24 protein-coding genes and 1 riboswitch are annotated in these 23,093 nt (G+C 76.5%); of the genes, 15 read left to right on the forward strand and 9 right to left on the reverse strand.

Annotated elements, in window-relative coordinates; genetic code table 11:
- The coding region (locus E9549_RS18315) for a DUF1992 domain-containing protein (protein ID WP_236828032.1) at positions 1–413 on the reverse strand (413 nt) is incomplete at its 3' end.
- 38 nt (positions 414–451) lie between these two features.
- Here E9549_RS18315 and E9549_RS18320 point away from each other — a divergent pair.
- The 3 genes from E9549_RS18320 (at position 452) to E9549_RS18330 (ending at position 4,003) form a co-directional block, all read left to right on the forward strand.
- Positions 452–973: an NUDIX hydrolase gene (locus E9549_RS18320; RefSeq protein ID WP_236828033.1), complete on the forward strand. Its 522-nt coding sequence runs from the start codon at positions 452–454 to the stop codon at positions 971–973.
- A gap of 107 nt (positions 974–1,080) precedes the next feature.
- Positions 1,081–2,091 (forward strand): ATP-dependent DNA ligase, encoded by a 1,011-nt coding sequence (locus E9549_RS18325; protein ID WP_236828034.1) that lies wholly within the window; start codon positions 1,081–1,083, stop codon positions 2,089–2,091.
- A gap of 64 nt (positions 2,092–2,155) precedes the next feature.
- Positions 2,156–4,003: a sensor domain-containing diguanylate cyclase gene (locus E9549_RS18330; RefSeq protein WP_236828035.1), complete on the forward strand. Its 1,848-nt coding sequence runs from the start codon at positions 2,156–2,158 to the stop codon at positions 4,001–4,003.
- An 11-nt stretch (positions 4,004–4,014) separates the two neighbouring features.
- Here E9549_RS18330 and E9549_RS18335 read toward each other — a convergent pair whose 3' ends face one another.
- The 5 genes from E9549_RS18335 to E9549_RS18355 form a co-directional block, all read right to left on the reverse strand.
- Complete coding sequence (locus E9549_RS18335; RefSeq protein ID WP_236828036.1) at positions 4,015–4,518, reverse strand: MarR family winged helix-turn-helix transcriptional regulator; 504 nt, start codon at positions 4,516–4,518, stop codon at positions 4,015–4,017.
- A 46-nt stretch (positions 4,519–4,564) separates the two neighbouring features.
- Entirely contained in the window at positions 4,565–5,569 is a 1,005-nt protein-coding gene (locus E9549_RS18340; protein ID WP_236828037.1) for a sensor histidine kinase, read from the reverse strand.
- A gap of 199 nt (positions 5,570–5,768) precedes the next feature.
- Positions 5,769–7,352 carry a methyl-accepting chemotaxis protein gene (locus E9549_RS18345; RefSeq protein WP_236828038.1) on the reverse strand — a complete coding sequence of 528 codons (1,584 nt, stop codon included), beginning with the start codon at positions 7,350–7,352 and terminating at the stop codon, positions 5,769–5,771.
- A 114-nt stretch (positions 7,353–7,466) separates the two neighbouring features.
- Positions 7,467–8,597 carry a class I SAM-dependent methyltransferase gene (locus E9549_RS24290; protein ID WP_236828039.1) on the reverse strand — a complete coding sequence of 377 codons (1,131 nt, stop codon included), beginning with the start codon at positions 8,595–8,597 and terminating at the stop codon, positions 7,467–7,469.
- Between the two features lie 7 nt (positions 8,598–8,604).
- On the reverse strand, positions 8,605–9,522 hold the full coding sequence (locus E9549_RS18355) for a haloalkane dehalogenase (protein ID WP_236828040.1): 918 nt from the start codon (positions 9,520–9,522) through the stop codon (positions 8,605–8,607).
- A gap of 176 nt (positions 9,523–9,698) precedes the next feature.
- Here E9549_RS18355 and E9549_RS18360 point away from each other — a divergent pair, with 176 nt between their 5' ends.
- The 6 genes from E9549_RS18360 to E9549_RS18385 all read left to right on the forward strand — a co-directional run bounded on the left by E9549_RS18360 (position 9,699) and on the right by E9549_RS18385 (position 13,249).
- Positions 9,699–10,358, forward strand: coding sequence for an SRPBCC family protein (locus E9549_RS18360; protein ID WP_236828041.1), 660 nt, complete (start codon positions 9,699–9,701; stop codon positions 10,356–10,358).
- Complete coding sequence (locus E9549_RS18365) at positions 10,355–10,732, forward strand: helix-turn-helix transcriptional regulator (protein WP_236828042.1); 378 nt, start codon at positions 10,355–10,357, stop codon at positions 10,730–10,732. The genes E9549_RS18360 and E9549_RS18365 overlap by 4 nt, the downstream gene beginning before the upstream one ends.
- Positions 10,733–10,786: 54 nt before the next feature.
- Complete coding sequence (locus E9549_RS18370; RefSeq protein WP_236828043.1) at positions 10,787–11,800, forward strand: NADP-dependent oxidoreductase; 1,014 nt, start codon at positions 10,787–10,789, stop codon at positions 11,798–11,800.
- Positions 11,801–11,840: 40 nt separating this feature from the next.
- The gene (locus E9549_RS18375) at positions 11,841–12,050 is read left to right on the forward strand and encodes a hypothetical protein (RefSeq protein WP_236828044.1); all 210 of its coding nucleotides are present in this window, start codon (positions 11,841–11,843) and stop codon (positions 12,048–12,050) included.
- Positions 12,047–12,733 (forward strand): alpha/beta fold hydrolase, encoded by a 687-nt coding sequence (locus E9549_RS18380; RefSeq protein WP_308113144.1) that lies wholly within the window; start codon positions 12,047–12,049, stop codon positions 12,731–12,733. Before E9549_RS18375 ends, E9549_RS18380 begins: the two co-directional genes overlap by 4 nt.
- Before the next feature lie 78 nt (positions 12,734–12,811).
- Complete coding sequence (locus E9549_RS18385) at positions 12,812–13,249, forward strand: rhodanese-like domain-containing protein (protein ID WP_236828045.1); 438 nt, start codon at positions 12,812–12,814, stop codon at positions 13,247–13,249.
- On the opposite strand, the gene E9549_RS18390 is transcribed toward E9549_RS18385, so the two are convergent.
- Together E9549_RS18390 and E9549_RS18395 are read right to left on the reverse strand one after the other, a co-directional pair.
- Positions 13,233–13,802: a GNAT family N-acetyltransferase gene (locus E9549_RS18390; protein ID WP_236828046.1), complete on the reverse strand. Its 570-nt coding sequence runs from the start codon at positions 13,800–13,802 to the stop codon at positions 13,233–13,235. The two genes, E9549_RS18385 and E9549_RS18390, sit on opposite strands and share 17 nt — an antisense overlap.
- Positions 13,803–13,822: 20 nt before the next feature.
- Positions 13,823–14,626: an SDR family oxidoreductase gene (locus tag E9549_RS18395; protein ID WP_236828047.1), complete on the reverse strand. Its 804-nt coding sequence runs from the start codon at positions 14,624–14,626 to the stop codon at positions 13,823–13,825.
- A 115-nt stretch (positions 14,627–14,741) separates the two neighbouring features.
- Here E9549_RS18395 and E9549_RS24295 point away from each other — a divergent pair, with 115 nt between their 5' ends.
- From E9549_RS24295 to E9549_RS18425, 6 genes are all read left to right on the forward strand, one after another.
- A complete protein-coding gene (locus E9549_RS24295; RefSeq protein WP_236828048.1) occupies positions 14,742–15,449 on the forward strand; it encodes a Mut7-C ubiquitin/RNAse domain-containing protein in 708 nt (235 codons plus the stop codon).
- A gap of 94 nt (positions 15,450–15,543) precedes the next feature.
- Complete coding sequence (locus E9549_RS18405) at positions 15,544–16,836, forward strand: Nramp family divalent metal transporter (protein WP_236828049.1); 1,293 nt, start codon at positions 15,544–15,546, stop codon at positions 16,834–16,836.
- A 130-nt stretch (positions 16,837–16,966) separates the two neighbouring features.
- A riboswitch (TPP riboswitch) is annotated at positions 16,967–17,070 on the forward strand.
- Positions 17,067–17,684 (forward strand): ECF transporter S component, encoded by a 618-nt coding sequence (locus E9549_RS18410; protein ID WP_236828050.1) that lies wholly within the window; start codon positions 17,067–17,069, stop codon positions 17,682–17,684. (Overlaps the previous riboswitch by 4 nt.)
- A gap of 80 nt (positions 17,685–17,764) precedes the next feature.
- Positions 17,765–19,114 carry an ABC transporter ATP-binding protein gene (locus E9549_RS18415; protein WP_236828051.1) on the forward strand — a complete coding sequence of 450 codons (1,350 nt, stop codon included), beginning with the start codon at positions 17,765–17,767 and terminating at the stop codon, positions 19,112–19,114.
- On the forward strand, positions 19,111–19,878 hold the full coding sequence (locus E9549_RS18420; RefSeq protein WP_236828052.1) for an energy-coupling factor transporter transmembrane protein EcfT: 768 nt from the start codon (positions 19,111–19,113) through the stop codon (positions 19,876–19,878). The genes E9549_RS18415 and E9549_RS18420 overlap by 4 nt, the downstream gene beginning before the upstream one ends.
- A gap of 107 nt (positions 19,879–19,985) precedes the next feature.
- The gene (locus E9549_RS18425; RefSeq protein ID WP_236828053.1) at positions 19,986–20,408 is read left to right on the forward strand and encodes an anti-sigma regulatory factor; all 423 of its coding nucleotides are present in this window, start codon (positions 19,986–19,988) and stop codon (positions 20,406–20,408) included.
- A 10-nt stretch (positions 20,409–20,418) separates the two neighbouring features.
- Here E9549_RS18425 and E9549_RS23850 read toward each other — a convergent pair whose 3' ends face one another.
- Positions 20,419–22,953, reverse strand: coding sequence for a SpoIIE family protein phosphatase (locus E9549_RS23850; protein WP_308113146.1), 2,535 nt, complete (start codon positions 22,951–22,953; stop codon positions 20,419–20,421).
- Between the last annotated feature and the right edge of the window lie 140 nt (positions 22,954–23,093).

Genomic DNA, 23,093 nt, shown 5'->3' on the forward strand with positions numbered 1-23,093 from the left:
GGCGGGGGCCGGTCGCGGCGCCAGCCCTCGACCAGCGCCTCGACGTCGGCCAGCCCCGGCACCGGTGACCACCGGCTGGGCTGCGGGGTGCGCCAGAACGCCTCGACCCGGGCGTTGTAGTCCTCCGCCAGCGCCCGGACGGCCTGCTCGCTGCCCAGCCGGGCCGCGCGCTCGGGCAGGACGTCCCGCTCCCGGCGGAGCGCGAGGCCCGGCGGGAGCATCTCGGCGGTCTCGATGCCCTCGCGCCGCGCCTTGGCCACGGCCCAGTCGTAGGCCGTGGTGTCGCGCTCCAGGCCGGGGATCGGCTTGCCGGCGCCGTCCAGGCCCTCGAAGTCGCCCCGCTCGCGGGCGCGGGCGATCTGGGTGTCCACCCACGTCTCGAACGGGACCCCCGGCGGCTTGCGCTGCGTCATCGCCGTCCATGGTCCACGCCTCTGGCAGGCTCGCCACCGTGCGGACGACGAGCAGCCGGGAGGTGTACCGCAACCCGTGGATCCGGGTGCGGGAGGACACGGTGCAGCGGGCCGACGGGTCCAGCGGCGTCTACGGCGTGGTGGAGAAGCCCCACTTCGCCCTCGTCCTCCCCGCCGAGCGGGACGGCTTCTGGCTGGTGCAGCAGCACCGCCACCCGCTGGGCCGCCGGGCCTGGGAGTTCCCGCAGGGCACCTGGGCGCACGGCGCGCACGGTTCCGCCGAGGAGCTCGCCCGGGCCGAGCTCGCCGAGGAGACCGGCCTGCGCGCCGGCACCCTGACCCACCTCGGCCACCTCGACCTGGCACCCGGGCTGGCCACGCAGGAGTTCGACGTCTGGCTGGCGGCCGGCCTCGAGCCCGGCCCGCCCGCGCGGGAGGTGACCGAGGCCGACATGGTGGCCGCGTTCGTCCCCGAGCACGAGCTGCGGGCGATGATCCGGGACGGCCGCTTCACCGACGGGCCGTCGCTGGCGGCCTACGCCCTCCTGCTCCTCCGCTGACGCGCCGCGCGCCCGCCCGGCGACGGAGGGTGGTGACCGGCCCCCGAACGGGTGTGACCACCCGCCGCCGGCGTGCGCGGCGCCCGGGCTGCCAGCAGGCTGTCCCGGTGCCGCTGTCCGCCCCGGGCCTGCCCGCGCTGCCACCGGAGCTCTCCGGGCCGGTCGCCGTGGAGCTCGCCAAGCCGGTCCGCGAGATCCCGTCGCCCGCCGCGCTGAGCGGCGGGTGCCGGTACGAGCCCAAGTGGGACGGCTACCGGCTGGTCGTCGTGCGCAGCGGCAGCGCCACCCGGCTGTGGTCCAAGCAGGGGCGCGACCTCACCGACCGCTTCCCCGACGTCGCCGCCGCCGCGCTCGCCCAGGTGCCCCCCGGGACCGTCGTCGACGGCGAGGTCGTCATCTGGCACGACGACCGGCTGGACTTCGGCCTGCTGCAGCAGCGCATGGTGGCCTCGGCCGGGCGGATCCGGGCGCAGGTCTCCGCGGCGCCCGCCTCCTACGTGGCGTTCGACCTGCTGGCCGCCGGCGGCGAGGACCTGCGCGGCCGGACGTTCACCCGGCGGCGCGCCGCCCTCGAGCAGCTGGCGGCCCGCTGGGCCCCGCCCATGCAGCTCTCCCCGGTCACCGCCGACCCGGCCGAGGCGCGGCGGTGGTTCGACGACTTCCGCCCGGCCGGCGTGGAGGGGCTGGTCGTGAAGGGCGCGGCGAGCCGCTACGCACCCGGCCGCCGGGAGTGGCTGAAGGTCAAGAGCTGGGAGACGACCGAGGTGCTCGCCGGCGGTGTCATCGGCGACCTGGACCGGCCGGGCCAGCTGGTGGCGGGCCGCTACCGCGACGGCGAGCTCGTCGTCGTCGGCCGCAGCAGCCCGCTCTCCCCCGCCCAGTCGGCCGAGCTCGCCGCCGTGCTGCGGCCCGCGGGCCCGGACCACCCGTGGCCCGAGCGCATCGGCACCGGCCGGTTCGGCGGCGGACGCCTCGCCGTCCCGCTCACCCGCGTCGAGCCGACCGCCGTCGTCGAGGTGAGCGCCGACGCCGCCCTGCAGGCCGGCGTGTTCCGCCACCCGCTGCGCTTCGTCCGGGTGCGCCCCGACCTGCGCCCCGAGGACGTCCCCGGGATCTGAGCCCTCCTCCCCCCTCCGGGTGAGCGGGGTCGCCTCGCCGCGGCCGGCGGCCGATGCGATCGGCGTGACCACGTCCCCGACCAGCGCACCGGCCGCCCGCGCCGCCTGGCTGCACACGGCGCTGGTGGTGCTGGTCATCGCCCTGGTCGTCGTCGTGGTCCCGGAGGGCCCGTGGCGTCCGGCCGCCGAGATCGTCCTCTACGCCCTGGGGCTGGCCGGGGTGGTGACCGCGTTGCGGCGGCACCGGACCCCGCTCGTCGTCGCCTGGTCGGGCCTCGCGGCCGCCCTCGCCCTCTTCGCGCTCAGCTGCGTCGCGGACGTCGCCGCGCTGGCCGGCCTGGCCCCCGGCATCAGCGCGCCGCTGGAGACCGCCCTCGACGTGGCCGCCTACGCGGCGCTCGTGGTCGGGGCCCTGGGCGTGGTCCGCGCCGGCCGGCGGCGCCGCGACTGGGCATCCTGGACCGACACCCTGACCCTCCTGCTGGCGGCCGGCCTCATCCTCCTCGCCGTGCAGGGCGACCGGCACGCGCACGGGACCGACTTCGTCGAGGTCAACGTCGGCACGCCCCTGCTCACCGCCGTCCTGCTGATCGTCTGCCTGCCGCTGGCCCTCACGCGGGGCCGGACGGTCACCACGGCGGCGCTGTTCACCGCAGCCGCGCTCGCCGTGGCGGCGTACGGCGGCGCCATCCTCACCGGCACCACGCTGCGGGGGTCCGCGGTGCTGGACCCGGTCTCCCTCCTCCCGATCGCCGCGCTCTGCCTGGCCGGGCGCCACCCCTCGGTCGTCGCTCTGGGCCCCGCCGCCACCACCGGGCGGGACGCCACCTTCGGCCGGGTCGTGGCCGTGGGCGCCGTCCTGCTCGTCAACCCCGCCGTGCTGGTCCTGTGGACCGTGGACCACGGCGGAATCGGCTACGTCCTGGGCGCGGGCAGCGCCGTGCTGACCGGCCTGGCCCTGTGGCGGCTGCTCGCCCTCAGCCGGGAGCGCGAGCGCACCCGGGCGGCGCTGGCCGCGAGCGAGGAACGGCTCCGGGTCCTGCTGGAGAACGCCGCCGACGTCATCGCCATCGTCGACGCCGAGGGATCGGTCGCGTACATGAGCCCGGCGGTCCGGTCGCTGCTCGGCCGCCCCCCGGCCGACTACGTCGGGCGCGACGCCATCTCGCTGGCCGATCCCCGCGACCAGCCGCGCCTGCGGGCCGCCGTCGCCGCGGCCGGCCGCTCCGCCGGCGGCGGCTCCGGCGTCGTGGACACCGACATCCGCGTCCAGCACAGCTCCGGCGGCACCCGGTGGGTGGAGATGCGGATCAGCGGCCGGGTGGACGCCGTCGGCATCGAGGGCTGGGTCGTGAACTTCCGGGAGGTCACCGACCGGAAGCTGTTCGAGGAGGAGCTGCGGCGGCAGGCGCGCACCGACCCCCTGACCGGCCTGCTCAACCGGACCGCCTTCAACGAGCGGCTCGAGGCAGCCGCCGCCGGCGCCGGACCGGGCAGCTGCCCGGCGGTGCTCTTCGTCGACGTCGACGACTTCAAGGACGTCAACGACACCCTGGGGCACGCCGCCGGGGACGAGCTGCTGCTGGCGGTCGCCGGGCGGCTCTCCGCCGACGTGCGCGGCGAGGACGTGGTCGCCCGGCTCGGCGGTGACGAGTTCGCCCTCCTGCTGGCCGACGCCGACGCCGCACGGTTGCGCGAGGTCGCCGAGCGGCTGCTCACCGCGCTGCGCGCACCGGTGCGGGTGGGCACCCGCACCACCACCGTGACCGCCAGCATCGGCGGCGCGCTCGGGACGGCCGGCTGCACCGCGGAGGAGCTGCTGCACCGCGCCGACACCGCCATGTACGCCGCGAAGCGCACGGGCAAGGACTCCTGCGCCCTGCTGGGGGCGGCGGAGGACGCGCTCCCCTGACGGCGCGCGGCTCAGGGCTGCTGCGGCACCCGGCCCAGGCCGACCAGCAGGCGGCGCAGCAGCGCGGCCAGCTGCTCCCGGTCCCCCGACGGCAGGGCCTCCAGCAGCCGCCGCTCGGTCTCCAGGTGGTCGGGCAGCGCCGCGTCCAGCGCCGCGCGGCCCGCGTCGGTGAGCGTGACGACGACGGCCCGCCCGTCGGCGTCGCTGCGCCCGCGGGTGATCAGGCCCTTCTCCTCCAGCCGGTCGAGCCGCTGCGTGATCGCGCCCGAGGTGACCAGCGCCGTGCGCATGAGCGCGGTGGGCGTGAGCTGGTAGGGCGCGCCCGCCCGGCGCAGGGCCGCCAGGACGTCGAAGGAGGGCGCGTCGAGGCCGTGCCGGGCGAAGGTGGCCCGCTGGGCGAGGTGCACCTCCCGCTGGAGCTGGGTGATGCGGCCGATGATCCCCATGGGCGAGCAGTCGAGGTCCGGACGCTCCCGGGCCCACTGCTCGAGGATCAGGTCGACGGCGTCCTCCACGTCGCTCACCGTAACGGCCCCGGCGGCGCAGCCGGACCTGCGCGCATCAGCGCAGCCGCGAGCTGAGCCGGACGGTGAACCCGGCCGGTCCGCGGACCAGGTCGACGTGGTCCCAGAGCTTGCGGGTCAGCCACAGGCCCATGCCGCCCCGGGCCAGGTCGGCGCCGTGCGCCGGGCGGTAGCCGGGGAACGGGATGTCGGTGCCGGGGCCCTGGTCGGTGACGGCGACGACCATGCGCCCGCCGTCGGCCCACACGCGGGCCGAGACCGGGCGGGCGCCGTGCCGGAAGGCGTTGCTGGCGATCTCGCTGGCGGCGAAGTGCAGGTCGGCGGCCTGGTCGGGGTCGGGCACGTGGACCTGGACCACCGCCCGGAGCAGGCGGCGCAGCTCGGCCAGCGACGGGGCGTCGTCCACCGCCAGCACCGGGTCCGACTCCTCGATCGGCTCACGGGGCACCGGCAGCCGCCGGACGTAGGCGGTGGGGTCCTCGAACGCGGCGCTCGGCACGACCTCGCCACCGGTCAGCACCCAGGGGTGCGTGGCGGCCGCCCCGGCGAGCACCTCGGCGGGGAGCTCGCGGCGGTCGAACAGGCACAGGCCCGACACCGGCCGGACGGCCATCAGCAGGTTGACGGCGGCCTCGTAGCGCAGCCCGTCGCGCCGGTCGAGCGGCCCGTCGCCGAACCGCACCTGGCCGGCGACCCGCAACCGGCCCGAGCCGGTGCCCCGGGCCCGCCGCACCAGGTCGCGGCTGGCGGCGACGGCGTCGGGCACCGTCGTGTCCAGCAGGCACAGCCGGCCGTCCGTCTCGACCGCCCCGGCGCGCTCGCCCAGCGCCCCGGTGACCAGCTCCGCCGTCCCCGGGGGGCAGGAGAGGACGACCAGGTCGCCGGCCCGCAGCCCCTCCTCGAGCCAGGGCAGGGCCGCGGCCAGCAGCTCGTCGTCGGAACCGACCGGCGCGGCGACGTGCGGGACCTCCGCGAAGGAGACCGCGGCACGGAGGCGCCCGGGCGCGCCCGTGCCCGCACCCCCGCCGGTCACCTGCGCCATCCGGTCTCCTGCACCTCCGGACCGGAGCCTTCCCGGCCGACTGGTTGAGCATTCTGCGACATCGTCGGTCACGCGCCGCACGAGGGCGCGCTGAACGCCCGGTGCTCACCCCTCGGGGCGACGGGAACGGCCCCGGACGCGACCGGTGGCGGCGGGGTCGCACCCCACCGCCACCGGCGCCGACGTCGCTCCCGCGGCGTCAGGGCTGGAAGGCCCCCGCCACCTTCCGCAGCTCACCGGACATGCGCACGAGGTCCTCCGCCGCGGTCTGCATCGCCGCCACGCCCAGGGAGGTCTCCTGGGCCCCCTGCGCCACCTCGGCCACGGTGCCGGCGATCGACCGGCCGCTCTCCGCGGCGTCCGCGATCGACCGGCTCATCTCGTTGGTCGTCGCGGTCTGCTCCTCGACGGCCGAGGCGATCGTCGTCTGGTAGTCGTTGATCTCGGCGATGATCGCGGTGACGCCGCCGATCGCCTGCACCGCGCTGCCGGTGTCGGTCTGGATCGCCTCCACCCGCCGGGCGATGTCCTCGGTGGCCTTCGCCGTCTCCTGCGCCAGCTCCTTCACCTCGTTGGCCACCACGGCGAAACCCTTGCCCGCCTCCCCGGCGCGGGCGGCCTCGATCGTGGCGTTCAGCGCCAGCAGGTTCGTCTGCTCGGCGATCGAGGTGATCACCTTGACGACGTTGCCGATCTCCGCGCTGGACTCCCCCAGCCTGCCGATCGTCACCGAGGTCGACTCGGCCGCGGACACGGCGCTGCCGGCGATCCGGGCGGCCTCGGCGGCGTTGTGCGCGATCTCCCGGATGGAGGCACCCATCTGCTCCGCCCCCGCGGCGACCGCCTCGATCCCGCCGCTCACCTCGCGGGTGGCCTCGGTGACGTCCCGGGCCTGCCCCTGGGAGCGGTCCGCGGTGCCGGCGATCGCTTCGCTGGTGGACGACAGCGTGCGCGCCGCCTCCTCGAGCAGCTGGGACGCCTGGCCGACCTCGCCGACGACCCCGGAGACCCGTCCCAGCGTGGTGTTCACCGCGCCGGCGAGCTGGTCCAGCTCGGTCCTCCCGGCGCCCTCGTCGAGCCGGCGCTGCAGGTCACCGGTGCTCAGCACCTCGGTCATGGCCCGCAGCGGCCGGTTGATGCTGCGGGAGATCAGCACCGACAGGCCCACGATCACCAGGATGATCGGCGTCGCCCAGAGCGCCATCGCGGCCAGCTCGGCCCGGAGGGCCCCGTCGAGGTCGGCGACGTAGATGCCCGAGCCGACCACCCAGCCCCACGGCTCGTAGCCGGCCACGTAGGAGATCTTCGGCTGCGGCTCCTCCTCGCCGGGCTTGGGCCACAGGTAGTCGACGAAGCCGCTGCCCTCGGCCTCCACCACCTCGACGAACTCCACGAACAGCTTCTTGCCGTCCGGGTCCTCGTTCCCCGAGAGGTCGGTCCCGTCGAGCTCGGGCTTGATCGGGTGCATCACCATGGTCGGGCCCATGTCGTTGATCCAGAAGTACTCCTCGCCGGAGTACCGCAGCCCGCGGATCGCGGCGGCGGCCGACGCCTGCGCCTGCGCCACCGGCATCGCGCCGGAGGCGGCGAGATCGCCGTAGTGGCCGACGACCCCGAGCGCGGACTCCACGGCGACCTTGGCCTGGTTCCGCTGCTCCTCCTCGATCGTCGAGCGCACGTGCAACGCGCCGATCACGGCGATCGTCGCCATCCCGATCACCGCGACGAGCACCAGCGCCAGCAGGCGGGTGCTCACCTTCACACGGCTCAGTCGCCCGGTCATGGGTACGCCTTTCGGTCGGATTCGTTCCTCTGGTCGTCGGGGACGAGAGGAACGGATCGAGCCGAAGGGGCCGATCGTGACCGTTCGGTGACCCGCGTCACCGCAGGTGTCGCCTCAGCGGCGGAGGGAGACCGTCACGGTGAACTTCGGGTCCCGGTCGGCGACGCGGGTGGGCCCGACCACCCGGTTGAGCGCCGGGCGGTAGCGCAGCGCCGAGTTGTAGACCGTCCAGAGCTCGCCGCCGGGGCGCAGCACCCGTGCCGCCGCCACGAACAGCCGGTCGGCGGCCGTCGTCACCACCGCGGCGCCCACGTGGAAGGGCGGGTTGCAGACGACCAGGTCGACCGAGCGGTCCGGCACCGTCGCCGCGGCGTCGTCCCGCCGCACCTCGACGCGGTCGGCGACGCCGTTCGCGGCCGCCGTCGCCTCGGCCGAGGCGACGGCGGCGGCGGACTGGTCCACGGCGAGGACGCGCAGCCCCGGCCGGTCGCGGGCCAGCAGCGCGGCCAGGACGCCGGTGCCGCAGCCGAGGTCCACGGCGGTCCGCGCGCCGGGGGCCATCTCCGGGAGCGCCCGCAGCAGCGCCCGGGTGCCGATGTCGACCCGCGTGCCGGCGAAGGCCGCCCCGTGCGCGCAGACGGTCAGGCCGAGGTCGGGGTGCTCCTGGCGCCGCGGGAACGACGAGGGGCGCGGCCGCGGCCCGCGGGCGACCAGCACACGGGACTTCTGCCGGGCCAGGCTCGCCTGCACCTCGGTGAACGAGGCGCCGAGGACGTCGTTCATCGCGTGCGTCATGTGCTTGACCCGGCCGCCCACCAGGACGGTGACGTCGGGGGCCGCCGACGCCGCGACCACCTCGGCGATCTCGCGCAGCGCGTCCAGCCCCTTGGGGGCCTTGACCAGCACCAACCGCGCGCCGTCCGCCAGCCCGGGGCCCAGTGGCAGCGACCGGGAGGTGCCGGCCAGGCCCACGCGCTCGGCGTTGGCCGCCAGCGCCCGCTCCCCCATCAGCAGGTCCTGGCCCACCCGCACACCGGTGAGCCCGTGCCGGGCGGCCAGCCCCAGCGCGAGCGCGCCGTAGGAGTCGTCGACGACGGCGACCTCGCCCGGCCCGCACCGGGGGACCAGCTCGGCCGCGAGGTCGAGCAGCAGCCGGTCGGTCGCGTCGACGGCGACGAGGTCCGGGGCCTCGACGTCGGGGGTGCGCCGGAGTGCGCCGAGGACCTCCTCGGGGGTGAGCGCCACGCCGGCGTCAGCCGCGCGGGGTGGCGGCGACCAGGTCGGCGACGACGCCGGCGAGCTCTGGGCCGACGTCCTCCTGCAGGAAGTGCCCGCCGCCGGCCAGCGTGGTGTGCGGCATCCCCTGGGCGCCGGGCACGAGCTTCCGGAACACCCGGTCGCCCCCGCCGGTGATCGGGTCGGAGTCGGAGAAGGCCGTGAGGAAGGGCTTCTCCCAGCGCGCCAGCACCTCCCACGCCGCCCGGTTGGCCGCGGCCGCCGGGTCGTCGGGCGACGTCGGCACCAGCGCGGGGAACTGCCGGGCGCCGGCGGTGTACCGGTCGTCGGGGAAGGGCGCGTCGTAGGCGGCCACCACCTCGGGGGCGAGCCCGCGGGCGGTGCCGTTGCCGACGATGCGGCCGATGTGGAACTCGGGGCTCTCCTGGGAGAACCGCTGCCAGGCCAGGAACGCCTCGCTCATCTTCTGGTCGCCGGTGGGCAGGCCGGTGTTGGCGACGACGACCCGGGCGAACCGGTCGGGGTTCTCCGCGACCAGCCGCAGCCCGATGAGCCCGCCCCAGTCCTGGCAGACGAGGGTGAGGCCGCGCAGGCCGAGCTCGTCGAGCAGCGCCTGGCGCATCCAGCCGACGTGGCGGGCGTAGGTGTAGGCGGACCGCTCGACCGGCTTGTCCGAGCGGCCGAAGCCGACCAGGTCGGGCGCGACGACGCGCAGGCCGGCGTCGACCAGCACCGGGATCATCCGGCGGTAGAGGAAGGACCAGGACGGCTCGCCGTGGAGGAGCAGCACCGTCTCGCCGTCGGCCGGGCCTTCGTCGACGTAGGCGATCCGGAGTCGGCCGCCCTCGCCGTCGTCGACCTCGACGTAGCGGGGTTCGTACGGGAAATCGGGCAGGTCGGCGAAGCGCTCGTCAGGGGTGCGGAGGGTCTCCACGGGTCCGGCCTCCAGTCATGGGCACAGGGAGCTATCCATGCGGTCTCGGGGCCTGAACCGTAGGCACAGCTCCCCGTGCCCCCGCGGGGTGGGGCGGGGGCGAAGGGCTTGCCGCGCGAGACGGCCGGCGCTACCGTCAGTTCATAAGTCGCGGCTTATGCAACCGAGGAGGAGCCATGACCACCACCGATCCGGTCGCCACGGCCGGCCTGGTCACGCGCGAGGTGCGCACCGGTTCCCGGGACGGCGCGCCGACGCGCATCGCCGTCGCCCGGCGCACCTACCGCGCCGACCGGGCCCAGGTCTGGGGCGCGCTCACCGACGCCGAGCGGCTGCCCCGCTGGTTCCTGCCGGTGAGCGGCGAGCTGCGCGCCGGCGGCCGCTACCAGCTCGAGGGCAACGCCGGCGGCGTGGTCGAGCGGTGCGACGAGCCCGAGTCCTTCGCCGTCACCTGGGAGTTCGGCGGGATGCTCTCCTGGCTGCAGGTCACCCTCTCCCCGTCGGACGGCGGCACCGAGCTCGAACTGGTGCACGAGGCCCCCGTGGACCCCGAGTTCTGGGCGCAGTTCGGGCCGGGTGCGGTGGGTGTGGGCTGGGACCTGGCGCTCATGGGCCTCGGGCTGCACCTGGACAGCGGCGCGCCGGTCGACCCCGAGGTGGCGGCGACGTTCACCCTGACGCCCGAGGGGGTCGAGTTCGTCCGCCGGGCGGCCGCCGGGTGGGGCGAGGCCGCGGCCGCCGACGGCGACGATCCCACCGCCGCGCGGGACGCGGCCGGCCGCACCGTGGCGTTCTACACGACGCCGCCGTCCGGGGATGCCCCAGGAGCCGGGTGAACGGGACCTTCGAGGCGCTGGGGGACCGCACCCGCCGGCAGGTCCTGGAGCTGCTCTCCACGGGCGAGCAGCCGGCGGGTGCCCTCGTGCGGGCGCTGCAGGCGTCGGCACCGATCTCGCAGCCGGCGGTGTCCCAGCACCTGCGCGTGCTGCGGGAGGCGGGGCTGGTCACGGTGCGCGCCGAGGGCACCCGCCGGGTGTACGCCCTGGACCCGTCCGGGCTCGCGGCCGCCCAGGCCTGGCTCGCGGCCCTGGCCGACCCCCTGGCGGCGTTCGCCCAGCCCCTCGACGCGCTGGCGACCGAGGTGGCGCGAGGGGAGCGCGCCCGGCGGACCGCACCGGGCGCCGCGCAGCACGACGGCCGCTCGGCCTGACCCCTGCGGCCGGCCGGGCGGCACCGGCGGCCCCGCGCCCGGCAGGATGGCGGCATGCCGATCACCACCCGCGAATGGCAGCTGGCGGCCCGCCCGCACGGCGAGCCCACCCCCGACGACTTCCGGCTCGTGGAGCTCGAGCGCCCGGACCCGGCCGAGGGGCAGGTCGCCGTCCGCATGCTGGTCATGTCGGTCGACCCCTACATGCGCGGCCGGATGAACGCGGGGAAGTCCTACGCGGCCCGCTGGGAGATCGGCGAGACGATGAAGGGCGGGGCGGTCGGCCGCGTGGTCGCCTCCCGCTCCCCCGACGTCCCCGAGGGCGCCCTGGTGCTCGCCGACGCCGCGTGGCGGGACGTCGCCGTCCTGGACGCCGCGCACGTGCGGGTGCTGCCCGAGCTGCCGGGCATCCCGCCCAGCTACCACCTCGGCGTGCTGGGCATGCCCGGGCTCACGGCCTGGGCCGGGCTCTTCCGGCTCGCGGAGTTCCGGGAGGGCGACACGGTGTTCGTCTCCGGTGCCGCGGGGGCGGTCGGCAGCCTGGTCGGGCAGTTCGCGAAGCTGAACGGGGCCGCCGCGGTCGTCGGCAGCGCCGGCACCCCGGAGAAGGTGCGCTGGCTGACCGAGGAGGTGGGCTTCACCCGGGCGTTCGACTACCACGACGGGCCGGTGGCCGACCTGCTCGCCGCGGCCGCGCCCGAGGGCATCGACGTCTTCTTCGACAACGTCGGCGGTGAGCACCTGGAGGCCGCGATCGGCGCCTTCAGGGAGTTCGGGCGCGGTGCGCTGTGCGGCGCCATCTCGGGCTACAACGCCACCGAGCCCGCCCCGGGGCCGCGCAACATGTTCATGATGGTCACCAAGAAGCTGAGCCTGCGCGGGTTCATCGTCGGTGACCACGCCGACCTGCGGGACGAGTTCACGACGGAGGTGACCCGCATGGTCACCTCCGGGGACCTCGTCGTCCGGGAGACGGTGCGCGAGGGCCTCGAGAACGCCGTCGACACCTTCCTGGACCTCCTGCGCGGCGGGAACACCGGGAAGATGGTGGTGAAGCTCGCCGAGTGAGGCCGGTTCCCGGCCGGCGGGACGGGGCAGAGTCCGGGGCATGTGGCTCTTCCTCACCCGCCGGCTGCGCATGTGGCTGATCCTGACCGTGGTCGTCCCGCTGGCGACCGGCGTCCTCCGCCGGCTCGGCCGCGCGCTCGAGCGGCGACGCGGGCCCTCCACGGTCAGCAACGCCCTGCTGAAGGCCGGCGACCTCGGCGACCGGGCCCGCACCAGCCTCCGGGGCGGCCGCCGGTCCCGCCGGGCGTGACCGAGCCGGTCCTGGAGACCCGTCCGGCCTCCGGCCCGGCGCGGGCGGTCGCGCTGTTCTGCCACGGCGGGACGGTGGCCAGCGTCGAGCCGCCCAAGGAGCGGGCGCTCTCCCTGGTGCGCATGCGCGCGATCGAGCAGTTCGTGTCCGGCGCCGCCGCCGGGCGGGGGCTCACCACCTGCCTGCTGCGCTACCGGTTCGCCGGCTGGAACGGGGCTGCGGCCGACGCCTACGCCGACGTGCGCTGGGCGCTGGACCGGATCCGCGACGAGCACGGCGACCTGCCCGTCGTCCTGGTCGGGCACTCGATGGGCGGCCGGGCGGCGCTGCGCGCAGGCGGGGACGACGGCGTCGCGGCGGTCTGCGCGCTCGCACCCTGGACGCCGCCCGGTGAGCCGGTCGGCCACCTGCGCGACCGCACCGTCGCGATCCTGCATGGGCGGGGCGACCGCTGGGTGCCGGCCCAGCTCTCCGCCGACTTCGCCGTCCGGGCGCAGCGCGCGGGCGCCCGGGTCGCGCGGTTCACCATCGCCGGCGGCCACAGCATGCTGCGCTCGGCGCACCGCTGGCACGCCTTCACCCGCGACGTCGTACTCGCCGGGGCAGGGCTGGCCCCGCTGCGGCCCGATCTCGCCGCCGCCCTGGCCCGGCCGGCGCCGGAGGGCCTCGCCGTCCCGTTGTGAGGACGGCAGATCCGCTGCGGTGCCCGGCAGCGACGGACCTCGTCGCCGGGGCCGGGCACCCCTAGCGTCGGCCCGGTGATGGACTGGAGCACCGACCCGGCCGCCGCCGCGGCCCACTTCGCCCGCCGGCTGGCCGTGGAGACCGACGTCAGCGACGTCCACACCGCCCTGGAGACCGGCGACCCGGGGTTCGTCCTGCTCGACAGCCGCAGCCGCGAGGCGTGGCAGCAGGGGCACGTACCCGGCGCGGTGCACCTGCCCGGCGCCGAGATCCCCGACCGGGCCGCCGCCGAGCTCGACCCCGCGGTGCCGGTGGTGACCTACTGCTGGGGTCCCGGGTGCAACGGCGCCACCCGCGCGGCGCTCCGGCTGGCGCTGCTCGGCTACCGGGTGCGCGAGATGATCGGCGGCTTCGAGTACTGGGCCCGGGAGGGCCTGCCCGTGGTGCGCCCGGACGGCGTGCACCGGGCTCCCGCCGATCCGCTCACCGCCCCGGGGGTCAGCTGCGGGTGCTGACCACCGGCACGGGGTCGTCGGCGAGGCGCGACCACAGCACCTCGTCGTGCTTCACGCCGTCGCCGTAGCGGAAGGAGCGGCGCAGCCGCCCCTCGCGCCTGAAGCCGGCCTTCTCCGCGACCCGGCCGGATGCCGGGTTCTCGACCGCGTGGCACAGCTCGACCCGGTCCACCGGCAGAGCGCCGAACGCCCAGCGGCAGGCGGCGTCGACGGCGGCGGGTGCCAGGCCCCGCCCGCGCGCGGCCGGCACCGTCCAGTAGCCGACCTGCGCGTTCCCGTGCAGCCGGTCGATGGAGTGCAGGGAGACCGAGGCGAGCAGCTCGTCCGCCGCCGGGTCGACCAGCGCCCAGCTGGCGTGGTCGCCGGAGGTCCAGTCCATCCGCCGCCCGAGGAGCACCAGGGCGTCGGTGCGGGAGGCCACGCCCCCGCCGTTCCACCGCCGCAGCTCGCGGTCCTGGAACGCCGACCACAGCGCCCCGATGTCGGTCGCCCGCCACGGGCGCAGCAGCAGGTCGCCCACCGGCAGGTCGACGGGCTGCAGCGGCTCGGTCACGCCCCGATCGTGCCGCAGGCTCAGCCCTCGGCCGAGCCGGGGGCCGTCATCGGCTTGTGCGTCTTGCCGGCGACCGCATCGGGCACGAGCGCCGACAGCCGGCCCATCAGCTTGCTGCTCACCGACCCGGCGAACACCGACGCCTCACCCTTCATCAGCCCCTCGTACCCCTGGCGGGCGACCAGCGCCGGGTCGTCCTTGCTGTCGCTGGCGCCCAGCTTGGTGTCCGTCAGGTCGCCGCGGTCGAAGAACTCGGTGTCCGTGGGCCCGGGCAGCAGGGCGGTGACGGTGACGCCGGTGCCCTCGAGCTCCTCCCGGAGGCCCAGCGCCAGGAACTGCACGAAGGCCTTCGTCGCGGAGTAGACGGCCTGGAACGGCTCCGGGGCCTGCGAGGCGACCGACGAGGTGAACAGGATCCGCCCCTCGCCCCGGACCACCATGTCCTGGGCGACGCGCTTGGCCAGGTGCATCGTCGAGATGCAGTTCAGCTCCACCATCCCGATCTCCCGGTCGAGGTCGGTCTCGACGAAGCGGCCGCCGAGGCCGACACCGGCGTTCAGCGCCGCCGCGTCGAGCGGCCGGCCGGCCCCGCGCACCGCCGCGACCACCTTCTCGACCTCCTCGCGCCGGGTGAGGTCGGCCCGGATCGGCGAGACGGCCGCACCGCGCTCGCGCAGCTGCACGGCCGCCGCGTCGAGCTCGGCGTCCTCGGCGACGGCCACGAGGTCGAACCCGTGCTCGGCGAACTGCTTGGCCAGCTCCAGCCCGATGCCGCTGGACGCACCGGTGACGAGGGCGAGGGGGCGGGGCGTTGCGTCGGACACGGGACCTCCAGGGTGGGACGGCGGACGGGGACCTCCGTGCCCAGGAGGACGCCGGTGCACTCCTGGCGCGCGTGTCGCCGGCCGGCGGGGGTAGCCCGCCGCCGTGGAGGTGCGCGTGCGGCCCGCCCCGGACCTGCGCCGGCTGCTGGCCGCGCGGTACCGGGGCGCCGGTGAGCGGCCGCTGCCCTTCGACCCCGACGCGACCGCCGGCCACCTCGTGCAGGCCGCCGGGATCCCGCTGACCGAGGTCGGCGCCATCCGCGTGGACGGCGCGCCGGTGCCCCCCGCCGCACGCGTCCGCCCCGGTGCGGTGCTCGAGGTGGAGCCCGCGCCGCGACCGGTCGCCGTCCCCCCGGGCGGGTTCCTGCTCGACGTCGGCCTCGGCACGCTCGCCCGGCGCCTGCGGCTGCTCGGGGCGGACGCAGCCTGGTCGAACGACGCCGACGACCCGGCGCTGGTCGCGCGGGCTGCGGCGGAGGACCGGGTGCTGCTCACCCAGGACCGCGGCCTGCTCATGCGCCGCGCCCTGCCGCACGGCGCGCTCGTGCGGGGCGACCGGCCGGAGGAGCAGCTGGTGGACGTGCTGGACCGGTTCACCGTGCCGCTGGCACCGCTCACCCGCTGCACCGCCTGCGGCGCGATCCTCCACCCGGTGCCGAAGGCGGAGGTCGCCGGTCTGCTGGAGCCGGGCACCCGCCGCACCGTCGAGGACTTCTCCCGGTGCGCCGGATGCGGGCGGGTGTACTGGCGCGGCGCCCATGCCGCGCGCATCGACGCGCTGGTCGAGCGGGCCCGGCGCGCCGGCCCGGGCAGGCAAGGCTGACCTTGGCCCCGGGGGGCCACGGGTCGGCCCCGGCGTGACACGCGAGCCGGGCAGACCAGGGGCGACCGCCACCCGGACACCCTGCGAGGCCGCCGTGTACCTGTCGAAGACCGAGGCCGCCGTCCTGCCGACGACGCTCCGTGCGCCCGCGCAACGCCCGGCGAGCACGGCGCCGGGTCGCCGCCGGCTCTGGTCGATGCTCGGCCCCGCCTTCGTCGCCGCCGTCGCCTACGTCGACCCCGGCAACTTCGCGACCAACTTCTCCGGCGGCGCCGCGTTCGGCTACACCCTGCTCTGGGTGATCGTCGCGGCGAACCTCATGGCGATGCTCATCCAGTCGCTCACGGCGAAGCTCGGGCTCGCCACCGGCCGCGACCTGGCCACGCTCTGCCGGGAGAACCTGCCCCGGCCGGTCACCCGGGGGCTGTGGCTGCAGGCGGAGGCGGTCGCGATCGCCACCGACCTCGCCGAGATCGTCGGTGGGGCAGTGGCGCTGTACCTGCTGTTCGGGGTCCCGCTGCCGATCGGCGGCGTCATCACCGCCGTGGTCGCGTTCGTCCTGCTCGCCGCGCAGTCCCGCGGGTACCGGCCGTTCGAGCGGGTCATCGCCGGCCTGCTGCTGGTCATCGGGGTCGGGTTCGGGTACACGCTGCTCGGCTCCGGCGTCGACCCGGGCGGGCTCGCCGGCGGCATGGTGCCCTCCTTCGACGGCGCCGAGAGCCTCGTGCTGGCCACCGGGATCCTGGGCGCCACGGTGATGCCGCACGTGATCTACGTGCACTCCGCGCTCACCCCGGGCCGCTACGGCGACGCGGTCACCGCCGGCCGCACCCGGGAGGGCCGGGGCCGGCTGCTGCGGGCGCAGCGCATCGACATCGTGGTGGCCATGGGCCTGGCCGGGCTGGTCAACGCCGCGATGCTGGTCATCGCCGCGCAGCTGTTCACCAGCGACAGCGGCGTCGACACCCTGGAGGGGGTGCACACCGGGCTCGGTGACCAGCTCGGCACCGGGGCCGCGCTCGCCTTCGCCCTCGCGCTGCTGGCCTCCGGCTTCGCCTCGTCGTCGGTGGGCACGCACGCCGGGCAGGTCGTGATGGCCGGGTTCCTCAAGCGGCACATCCCGGTGCTCACCCGCCGGCTGATCACCCTCGCGCCGGCCCTGGCGGTCCTGGTGCTGGGCGGGGACCCGACGACGGCGCTGGTGTGGTCGCAGGTCGTGCTCTCGTTCGGCATCCCGTTCGCGCTCGTGCCCCTGCTGTGGCTCACCAGCCGCCGCGACCTGATGGGCGGCTGGGTGAACCGCCGGACCACCACCGTGGCGGGCAGCGTCGTCGCCGCCCTGATCATCGGGCTCAACGCCCACCTGCTCCTGGGCTTCGTCCTCTGACGGCGGTCGGTGCGGGTGGCGTTATGTGCACATAACGCCCGACAGAGGGGGTGGTCGGTGCGGGGGGCGTTATGTGCACATAACGCCCGACTGAGGGTGGGCTAGGCTCGGCGGCAGCACAACTCAACACGTCAAACAGCAGGGGAGCGCTTCGGCGCTGAGAGTGCGGGACACCGCAGACCCTCGAACCTGATCCGGGTCATGCCGGCGCAGGGAGTCTGGAGGAAGCAATGGCCGATCCGGCCGTCCGTTCGCCGAACGCTGCGCCCACCCGGGAGCGCAGCAACCGCTGGCGCACCGTCGACATCGTCGTCACCGCCGTCCTCGGCGCCGCCTTCGGCGTCGTCTTCTGGGCCTGGGGCCTGCTCTGGGCCGGCACCGGGACGGCGTTCGCCGCCTTCCCGCCCGCCCAGGCGTTCATGTACGGCGTCTGGCTGATCCCCGCCGTGCTCGCCCCGCTCATCGTCCGCAAGCCCGGTGCCGGCCTCTTCGCCGAGCTGGTCGCCGCGATCGTCTCAGCGCTGCTCGGCTCCGCCTGGGGGACGACGACGATCGTCTACGGCCTGCTGCAGGGCCTGGCCGGCGACGCCGGGTTCGCCGCCTTCCGCTACCGCCGGTTCGGCTGGGCGCCCGCGCTGCTGGCCGCCGTCCTCGCCGGTGCGACCGCCGCCGTGCTCGACCTCGTCTACTACTACCCCGACTGGTCGGCGGGCTGGAAGACGACCTACGTCGCGCTGGTCGTGGGCAGCACCGCGGTCGTCGCCGGGATCGGCAGCGTGCTGCTGGCCCGCGCGCTGGCCGCGAGCGGCGCGCTGTCGTCGTTCGCGTCCGGTCGCACCCGGGTCTGACGACGTCCGGGGCCTCGGGCCCGGCCGCCGTCCGGCTGCGCGGCTGGGGCTTCCGGCACGCCACCCGGCGGGCCTGGGCGGTGCGGGACGTCGACCTGCGGATCGCCCCCGGCGAGCGGGTGCTGCTCACCGGCCGCTCGGGCGCCGGCAAGTCCACGCTGCTGCGCGCGCTCGGCGGGCTGCTGGAACCGGAGAACGGTGACGTCGAGGGCGAGCTCACCGTCGACGGCGAGCCGCCCGACCGCAGCCGGCAGCGCGTCGGCATGGTCTTCCAGGACCCGGACTCCCAGCTGGTCATGACCCGTGCCGGCGACGACGTCGCCTTCGGGCTGGAGAACGTCGGGATGCCGCGGGACCGCATCTGGCCCGCGGTCGACGCGGCGCTGGACGCCGTCGGCTTCGGGCTCGGCCGCGACCGGGCGACCGCGGCGCTCTCCGGCGGGCAGAAGCAGCGGCTGGTGCTGGCCGGGGCCCTCGCCCCCCACCCGGGCCTGCTGCTCCTGGACGAGCCCACCGCCCAGCTCGACCCGGACGGCGCCGCGCTGGTGCGCGCGGCGGTGGACCGGGCGGTGGCCGACCGGTCGGCCACCCTGGTCGTCGTCGACCACGACCTGGAGGCGTGGCTGCCGCTCGTGGACCGGGTCGTGGAGCTGCTGCCGGGCGGCGGGCTGACCGAGCACCCCTCCAGCTGGACGCCACCGCCGCTGCGGTTCCCGGTGCGCCGGGCCGGCCTCCCGGCCGGCGAGGCGCTCCTGCGCGCCGAGGCGGTGGGCTACACCCACCGCGGGTCGGACCGCCCCGCGCTCGCGCCGACCGACGCGGCGCTCCTCGCCGGCCGGACGCTCGCCGTGACCGGACCGAACGGCACCGGCAAGTCCACGCTGGCCCTGCTGCTCGCCGGGCTGCGGGCGCCGACGAGCGGGCAGCTCCGGGTGGGGCCCACCCTGCGTGCCGGGCTGCGCCGGCCCGACCGGCCGCCGGCGCGGTGGCGGGCGGCCGAGCTGGTCGAGCGGATCGGCACGGTGTTCCAGCAGCCCGAGCACCAGTTCCTGACCGGGCGGGTGCGCGACGAGCTCTCCCTGGGACCGCTGCGGGCCGGGGCGGACCGCACGTCGGCCGGCCGGCGCGCCGACGACCTGCTCGAGCGGCTGGGGCTGGCGCCGCTCGCCGAGGCCAACCCGTTCACCCTCTCCGGCGGCCAGCAGCGCCGCCTGTCCGTGGCCACCGCGCTGGCGACCCGCCCGCCGGTCCTGGTGCTGGACGAGCCGACCTTCGGCCAGGACCGCGACACCTGGGCCGAGCTGGTCGCGCTGCTGGCCGAGCAGCAGGCCGACGGACGCGCCCTGTGCCTGGTCAGCCACGACGCCGCCGTCGTCGACGCGCTCGCCGACGACGTCCTCCGCCTCGGGAACCCGGTGCCGGCGTCGTGACCGCACCGCTGACCCTCGGCCCGGCCCGCGAGGTCCCCCTCTCGGCGATCAACCCCGTCGCCCAGCTGTCGGCGATCGCCGTCCTCACCGTCGTCCTGCTCGTCAGCGGCGACCTGGTGACGCCGTCGGTGGTCCTCGCCGCCGAGCTGGCGCTGCTGCCCGCCGCGGGCCTGACCACCCCGCGCTCGATCCTGCACCGCACGTGGCCCCTCCTGCTGAGCGCGGCCGGCGTCGCGTGGGTCAACGTCGCGTTCGGCACCCTCGACGGCGCGGCGGCGTGGCTGAGCGGGGCCACCTGGGGGCTGCGGGTGATCGCGCTGGCCCTGCCGGGCGTCCTGCTGGTCTCCTCCACGGACCCGGTGCGGCTGGCCGACGCGCTCACCCTGCACTGGCGGGTCTCCACCCGGTTCGCCTACGGGGCGCTCGCCGCCCTGCGCCTGGTGCCGCTGCTGGCCACCGAGTGGCAGACCATCCGCCTGGCCCGCCGCGCGCGGGGCGTCGACGCCGGAGCCAGCCCGGGCGGCCGCCTGCGGCTGTTCGCCGGCACCGCGTTCGCGCTGCTCGTCGGCGCGATCCGGCGGGGCAGCCGGCTGGCGACGGCGATGGACGCCCGGGGTTTCGACTGCGGCGTCCCCCGCAGCAACGCCCGCGGCTCCGCGCTGCACCGGCGCGACACCTGGTTCGTCGTCGGCGCCGTCGTGGTGTGCGCATCCGCGGTGACGCTGAGCGTGCAGACCGGCCACTGGTCCCCGGTGTTCGGCTGACGCGGTGTGACCTTCGCGACATCGGGTTTACCCGGCGCCGCTCCGGCCGATAGCGAACGGTCAGGCCCGCGTGCACCAGGGGGCCGGGAACCGAGGAGAGCAGCGGCGTGACAGGGCAGGCGGCCGGCACGATCTGGCCGTCGGCGTACCCGCCTGCCGCGGAGGCGGTCCTCACCTGGCGCCTGCGCGACGTCGCCGAGCTGCCCGGGGTGCGGGCGGAGGTCCGCGCCCGCCTCTCCGGCCCCGGCCTCGCCGACCTCCTCGACCGGCTGGTGCTGGCCCTGGACGAGATGGCGTCCAACGCCCTGCGCCACGGCGGCGGGGAGGTGCGGGCGACGCTGCGCACCACCGGCGACGCCTACCTGCTGGAGGTGACCGACCAGGCCGCCCAGCACCCGCCGGAGCCCGCCGTGGGCCGCGACCCCAGCCTCGGCGGGCTGGGGCTCTACCTGATCGCCGAGCTGGCCGCGGAGCACGGCTGGTACGCCGACGGGGCCGCCAAGCACGTCTGGGCGCTGCTCCGCCGCTGACCGACCGGGGTCAGCCCTGCGGGTGCAGCCGCAGCGCCACGAGGGCGACGTCGTCCTGCAGCCCCTCGGGCCGCAGCCGCTCCAGCAGGGCGTCGCACAGCTCGGGGAGCGGCCGGTCGGCCAGCTCGGCGAGCGCCGACCGCAGCCGGGCGGTGCCCTCGTCGAGCGACAGGTCGCGCCCCTCGACCAGGCCGTCGGTGTACAGCAGCAGCGTGGCCCCCCGCGGCACCGCCACCACCGTCTCGGTGCGCCGCGTGGCCGGCTCCACCCCGAGCATGAGCTCGGCCCGCTCGCCGGCCAGCTCCTCGATCCGGCCGTCGGGCCGCAGCAGCAGCGGCGGCGGGTGGCCGGCGTTGGACCAGCGGAGCCGGGTCACGCCCGCGGCCCGCTCCTCGTCGGTCTGCTCGACCCGCACGACCGCGGCGGTGGCCAGCGTGCCCACGTCCAGGCCCCGGATGGCGAGGTCGAGGTCGGTGAGCACGCCGGCCGGGCCGATGTCGCGGTAGGCGATGCCGCGCAGCATCCCGCGCAGCTGGCCCATGGCCGCCGCCGCTGCGGTGTCGTGCCCCACGACGTCGCCGATCACCAGCACCGTCGCGCCCGAGGGCTGCAGGAAGGCGTCGTACCAGTCACCGCCGACCTCGGCGACCGCCACCGCCGGGTGGTAGCGCACCTCGATCTCGGAGTGGTCCGGCTGCGGCGGCGCCGTGAGCAGGCTGCGCTGCAGCCCCTCGGCCAGCCGGCGCTGCTGCTCGTAGAACCGGGCGTTGTCCAGCGCCAGGGCGACCCGCCCGGCGACCTCGCGCACCGCCGCGACGTCCTCCTGGTCGGGCAGCGGGCGGCCGGCGGACCGGTAGACGCTCAGCGCCCCGAGCGTGCGGCCCCGGGCGGAGAGCGCCATCGTGACCGCCGAGCGCGGCGCCAGCTCCCGGAAGGCGTGGCGCACCTCGCCCGGGGGCAGGGTGCGCCCCACCGCCGCCTCGACGTCGGGCACGACCAGGGGCTGCCCCGAGGCGAGCGCGCGGAGGATCGGGGCGTCGGGCGGGATGGAGGCCAGCCGCAGGGCGGCGTAGCGGTGGACCGCGTCGCGGAGCCCCGGGTCGCGGTGCCAGCTCGCGACGTCGCGCATCCGGCCGTCCTCGTCGGTGAGGGTGAGGATCGACCAGTCGCCGAGGTCGGGCACGAGCAGCTCGGCGACCCGCTGCAGCGCCTCCTCCTCGCGCGGCCGGGTGCCGAGCGAGGCCGCCATCGCCGTCGTGGTGTGCGCGACCAGCGCGAGGCGGGCCGCGCTGCGGCGGGCCTGCTCCTCCGCCGCCCGGCGCTCGGTCACGTCGAGGAAGGAGACCGACAACCCGTCGGGGGTGGGCCAGCTGCGCACCTCGAACCAGGCGTCCAGCGGGGCCGGGTAGTACGCCTCGAACAGCTGCTCCTGACCGGTCTCGGCCGCGGCCCGGTAGTACCGCTCGAAGTCGCTCCCGACGGCGGCCGGGAAGAGCTCCCAGATCACGCCGCCGAGCAGGTCGTCGCGGACGGCGCCCAGCACGCGCTCGGCCTCTGCGTTCACGTAGGTGAACCGCCACTCCCGGTCCAGGGAGAAGAAGGAGGCCTTCATCGCCTCCAGCAGGCGGGCGATCCGGACGTCCTCCCCGCGCTGCGGCGTCGTGTCGAAGGCCGCGCCGAGCAGCCGCACCGCGGAGCCGTCGTCGTCGCGGACGGCGCGGCCCCGGCCGCGCACCCAGCGGGTCTCGCCCGAGGGGAGGACGACCCGGAACTCCGCGTCGTAGTCGCCGCGCCCGTCGATGGCCGCCTGCAGCGCCTCGGTGGTCCGCTCGCGGTCGTCGGGGTGCACCCGGGAGACGAAGGCGTCGATCGTCTCGTCGAACCCGGCCCGCTCGTAGCCGAACAGGGCCAGCAACCGGTCGTCCCACAGCAGCCGGCCGGTCCGCAGGTTCCAGTCGAAGCTGCCGATGCCGGCGGCGTCGATGGCGAGCTCGAAGCGCACGCGGTGCGCCTCGTACTCCGCGGTGAGCGCGATGAGCTGGAGCTCGGTGCTCACCGACGCGGCGAGCTGCCGCAGCAGGGTGACGTCGCGGTCGGTCCACTCCCGCACCTGGTGCTCGACGGCGCACAGGGCACCGATCGGCTCGCCGCCCGAGGCGCGGACCGGGATGCCGAGGTAGGCGGCGACCTGCCCGGACCGCACGGGCTCGCGGCCGGCCAGCCGCTCGTCGCGGGTGGCGTCCGGCACGACCAGCGGGCCGTCCTCGGTCACCGCTGCGGCGCACAGCGAGCGGTCGAGCGGCACCCGGGCGCCGATCCCGCCCGGGGGCAGCCCGGTGCCGGCCACCGCGGTCTGCACCTCGCCGACGAGCGAGACCTGGACGGCGGCGCAGTCCAGCAGCCGGGTGGCGAGGTCGGTCAGGCGCTGGAGGCTGCGGGAGCCGAGGGCCTCGCCGACGAGCGCGCGGACCAGGTCGACGCGGCGGCCCGTGCCGGATGCCGTCCCGTGGGCGACCGGCCCGTCCGGGAGGTCGGCGGCGGTCACGTCGGTTCCCCTCCACAGACGGTCCGCGGGTGGCGGCGGCACGGTTGCTGCGGCCGCGGCCAGGGAGAGAGCCTGTCACACCGGGCGGGCGGGCACGCGCACCGGATCCGCCGGGCGCGGCACGGAGGGCGGGGCATGGG

Source organism: Blastococcus sp. MG754426, assembly GCF_021699055.1.
Taxonomy (GTDB): domain Bacteria; phylum Actinomycetota; class Actinomycetes; order Mycobacteriales; family Geodermatophilaceae; genus Blastococcus.

Excerpts from the sequence above, each read along its gene's own strand:
- E9549_RS18340 (WP_236828037.1), bottom strand. The coding sequence starts at position 5,569 with ATGGCGCAGGTGACCGGCGGGGGTGCGGGCACGGGCGCGCCCGGGCGC.
- E9549_RS18345 (WP_236828038.1), bottom strand. The coding sequence starts at position 7,352 with ATGACCGGGCGACTGAGCCGTGTGAAGGTGAGCACCCGCCTGCTGGCG.
- E9549_RS18360 (WP_236828041.1), top strand. The coding sequence starts at position 9,699 with ATGACCACCACCGATCCGGTCGCCACGGCCGGCCTGGTCACGCGCGAG.
- E9549_RS18370 (WP_236828043.1), top strand. The coding sequence starts at position 10,787 with ATGCCGATCACCACCCGCGAATGGCAGCTGGCGGCCCGCCCGCACGGC.
- E9549_RS18375 (WP_236828044.1), top strand. The coding sequence starts at position 11,841 with ATGTGGCTCTTCCTCACCCGCCGGCTGCGCATGTGGCTGATCCTGACC.
- E9549_RS18385 (WP_236828045.1), top strand. The coding sequence starts at position 12,812 with ATGGACTGGAGCACCGACCCGGCCGCCGCCGCGGCCCACTTCGCCCGC.
- E9549_RS18410 (WP_236828050.1), top strand. The coding sequence starts at position 17,067 with ATGGCCGATCCGGCCGTCCGTTCGCCGAACGCTGCGCCCACCCGGGAG.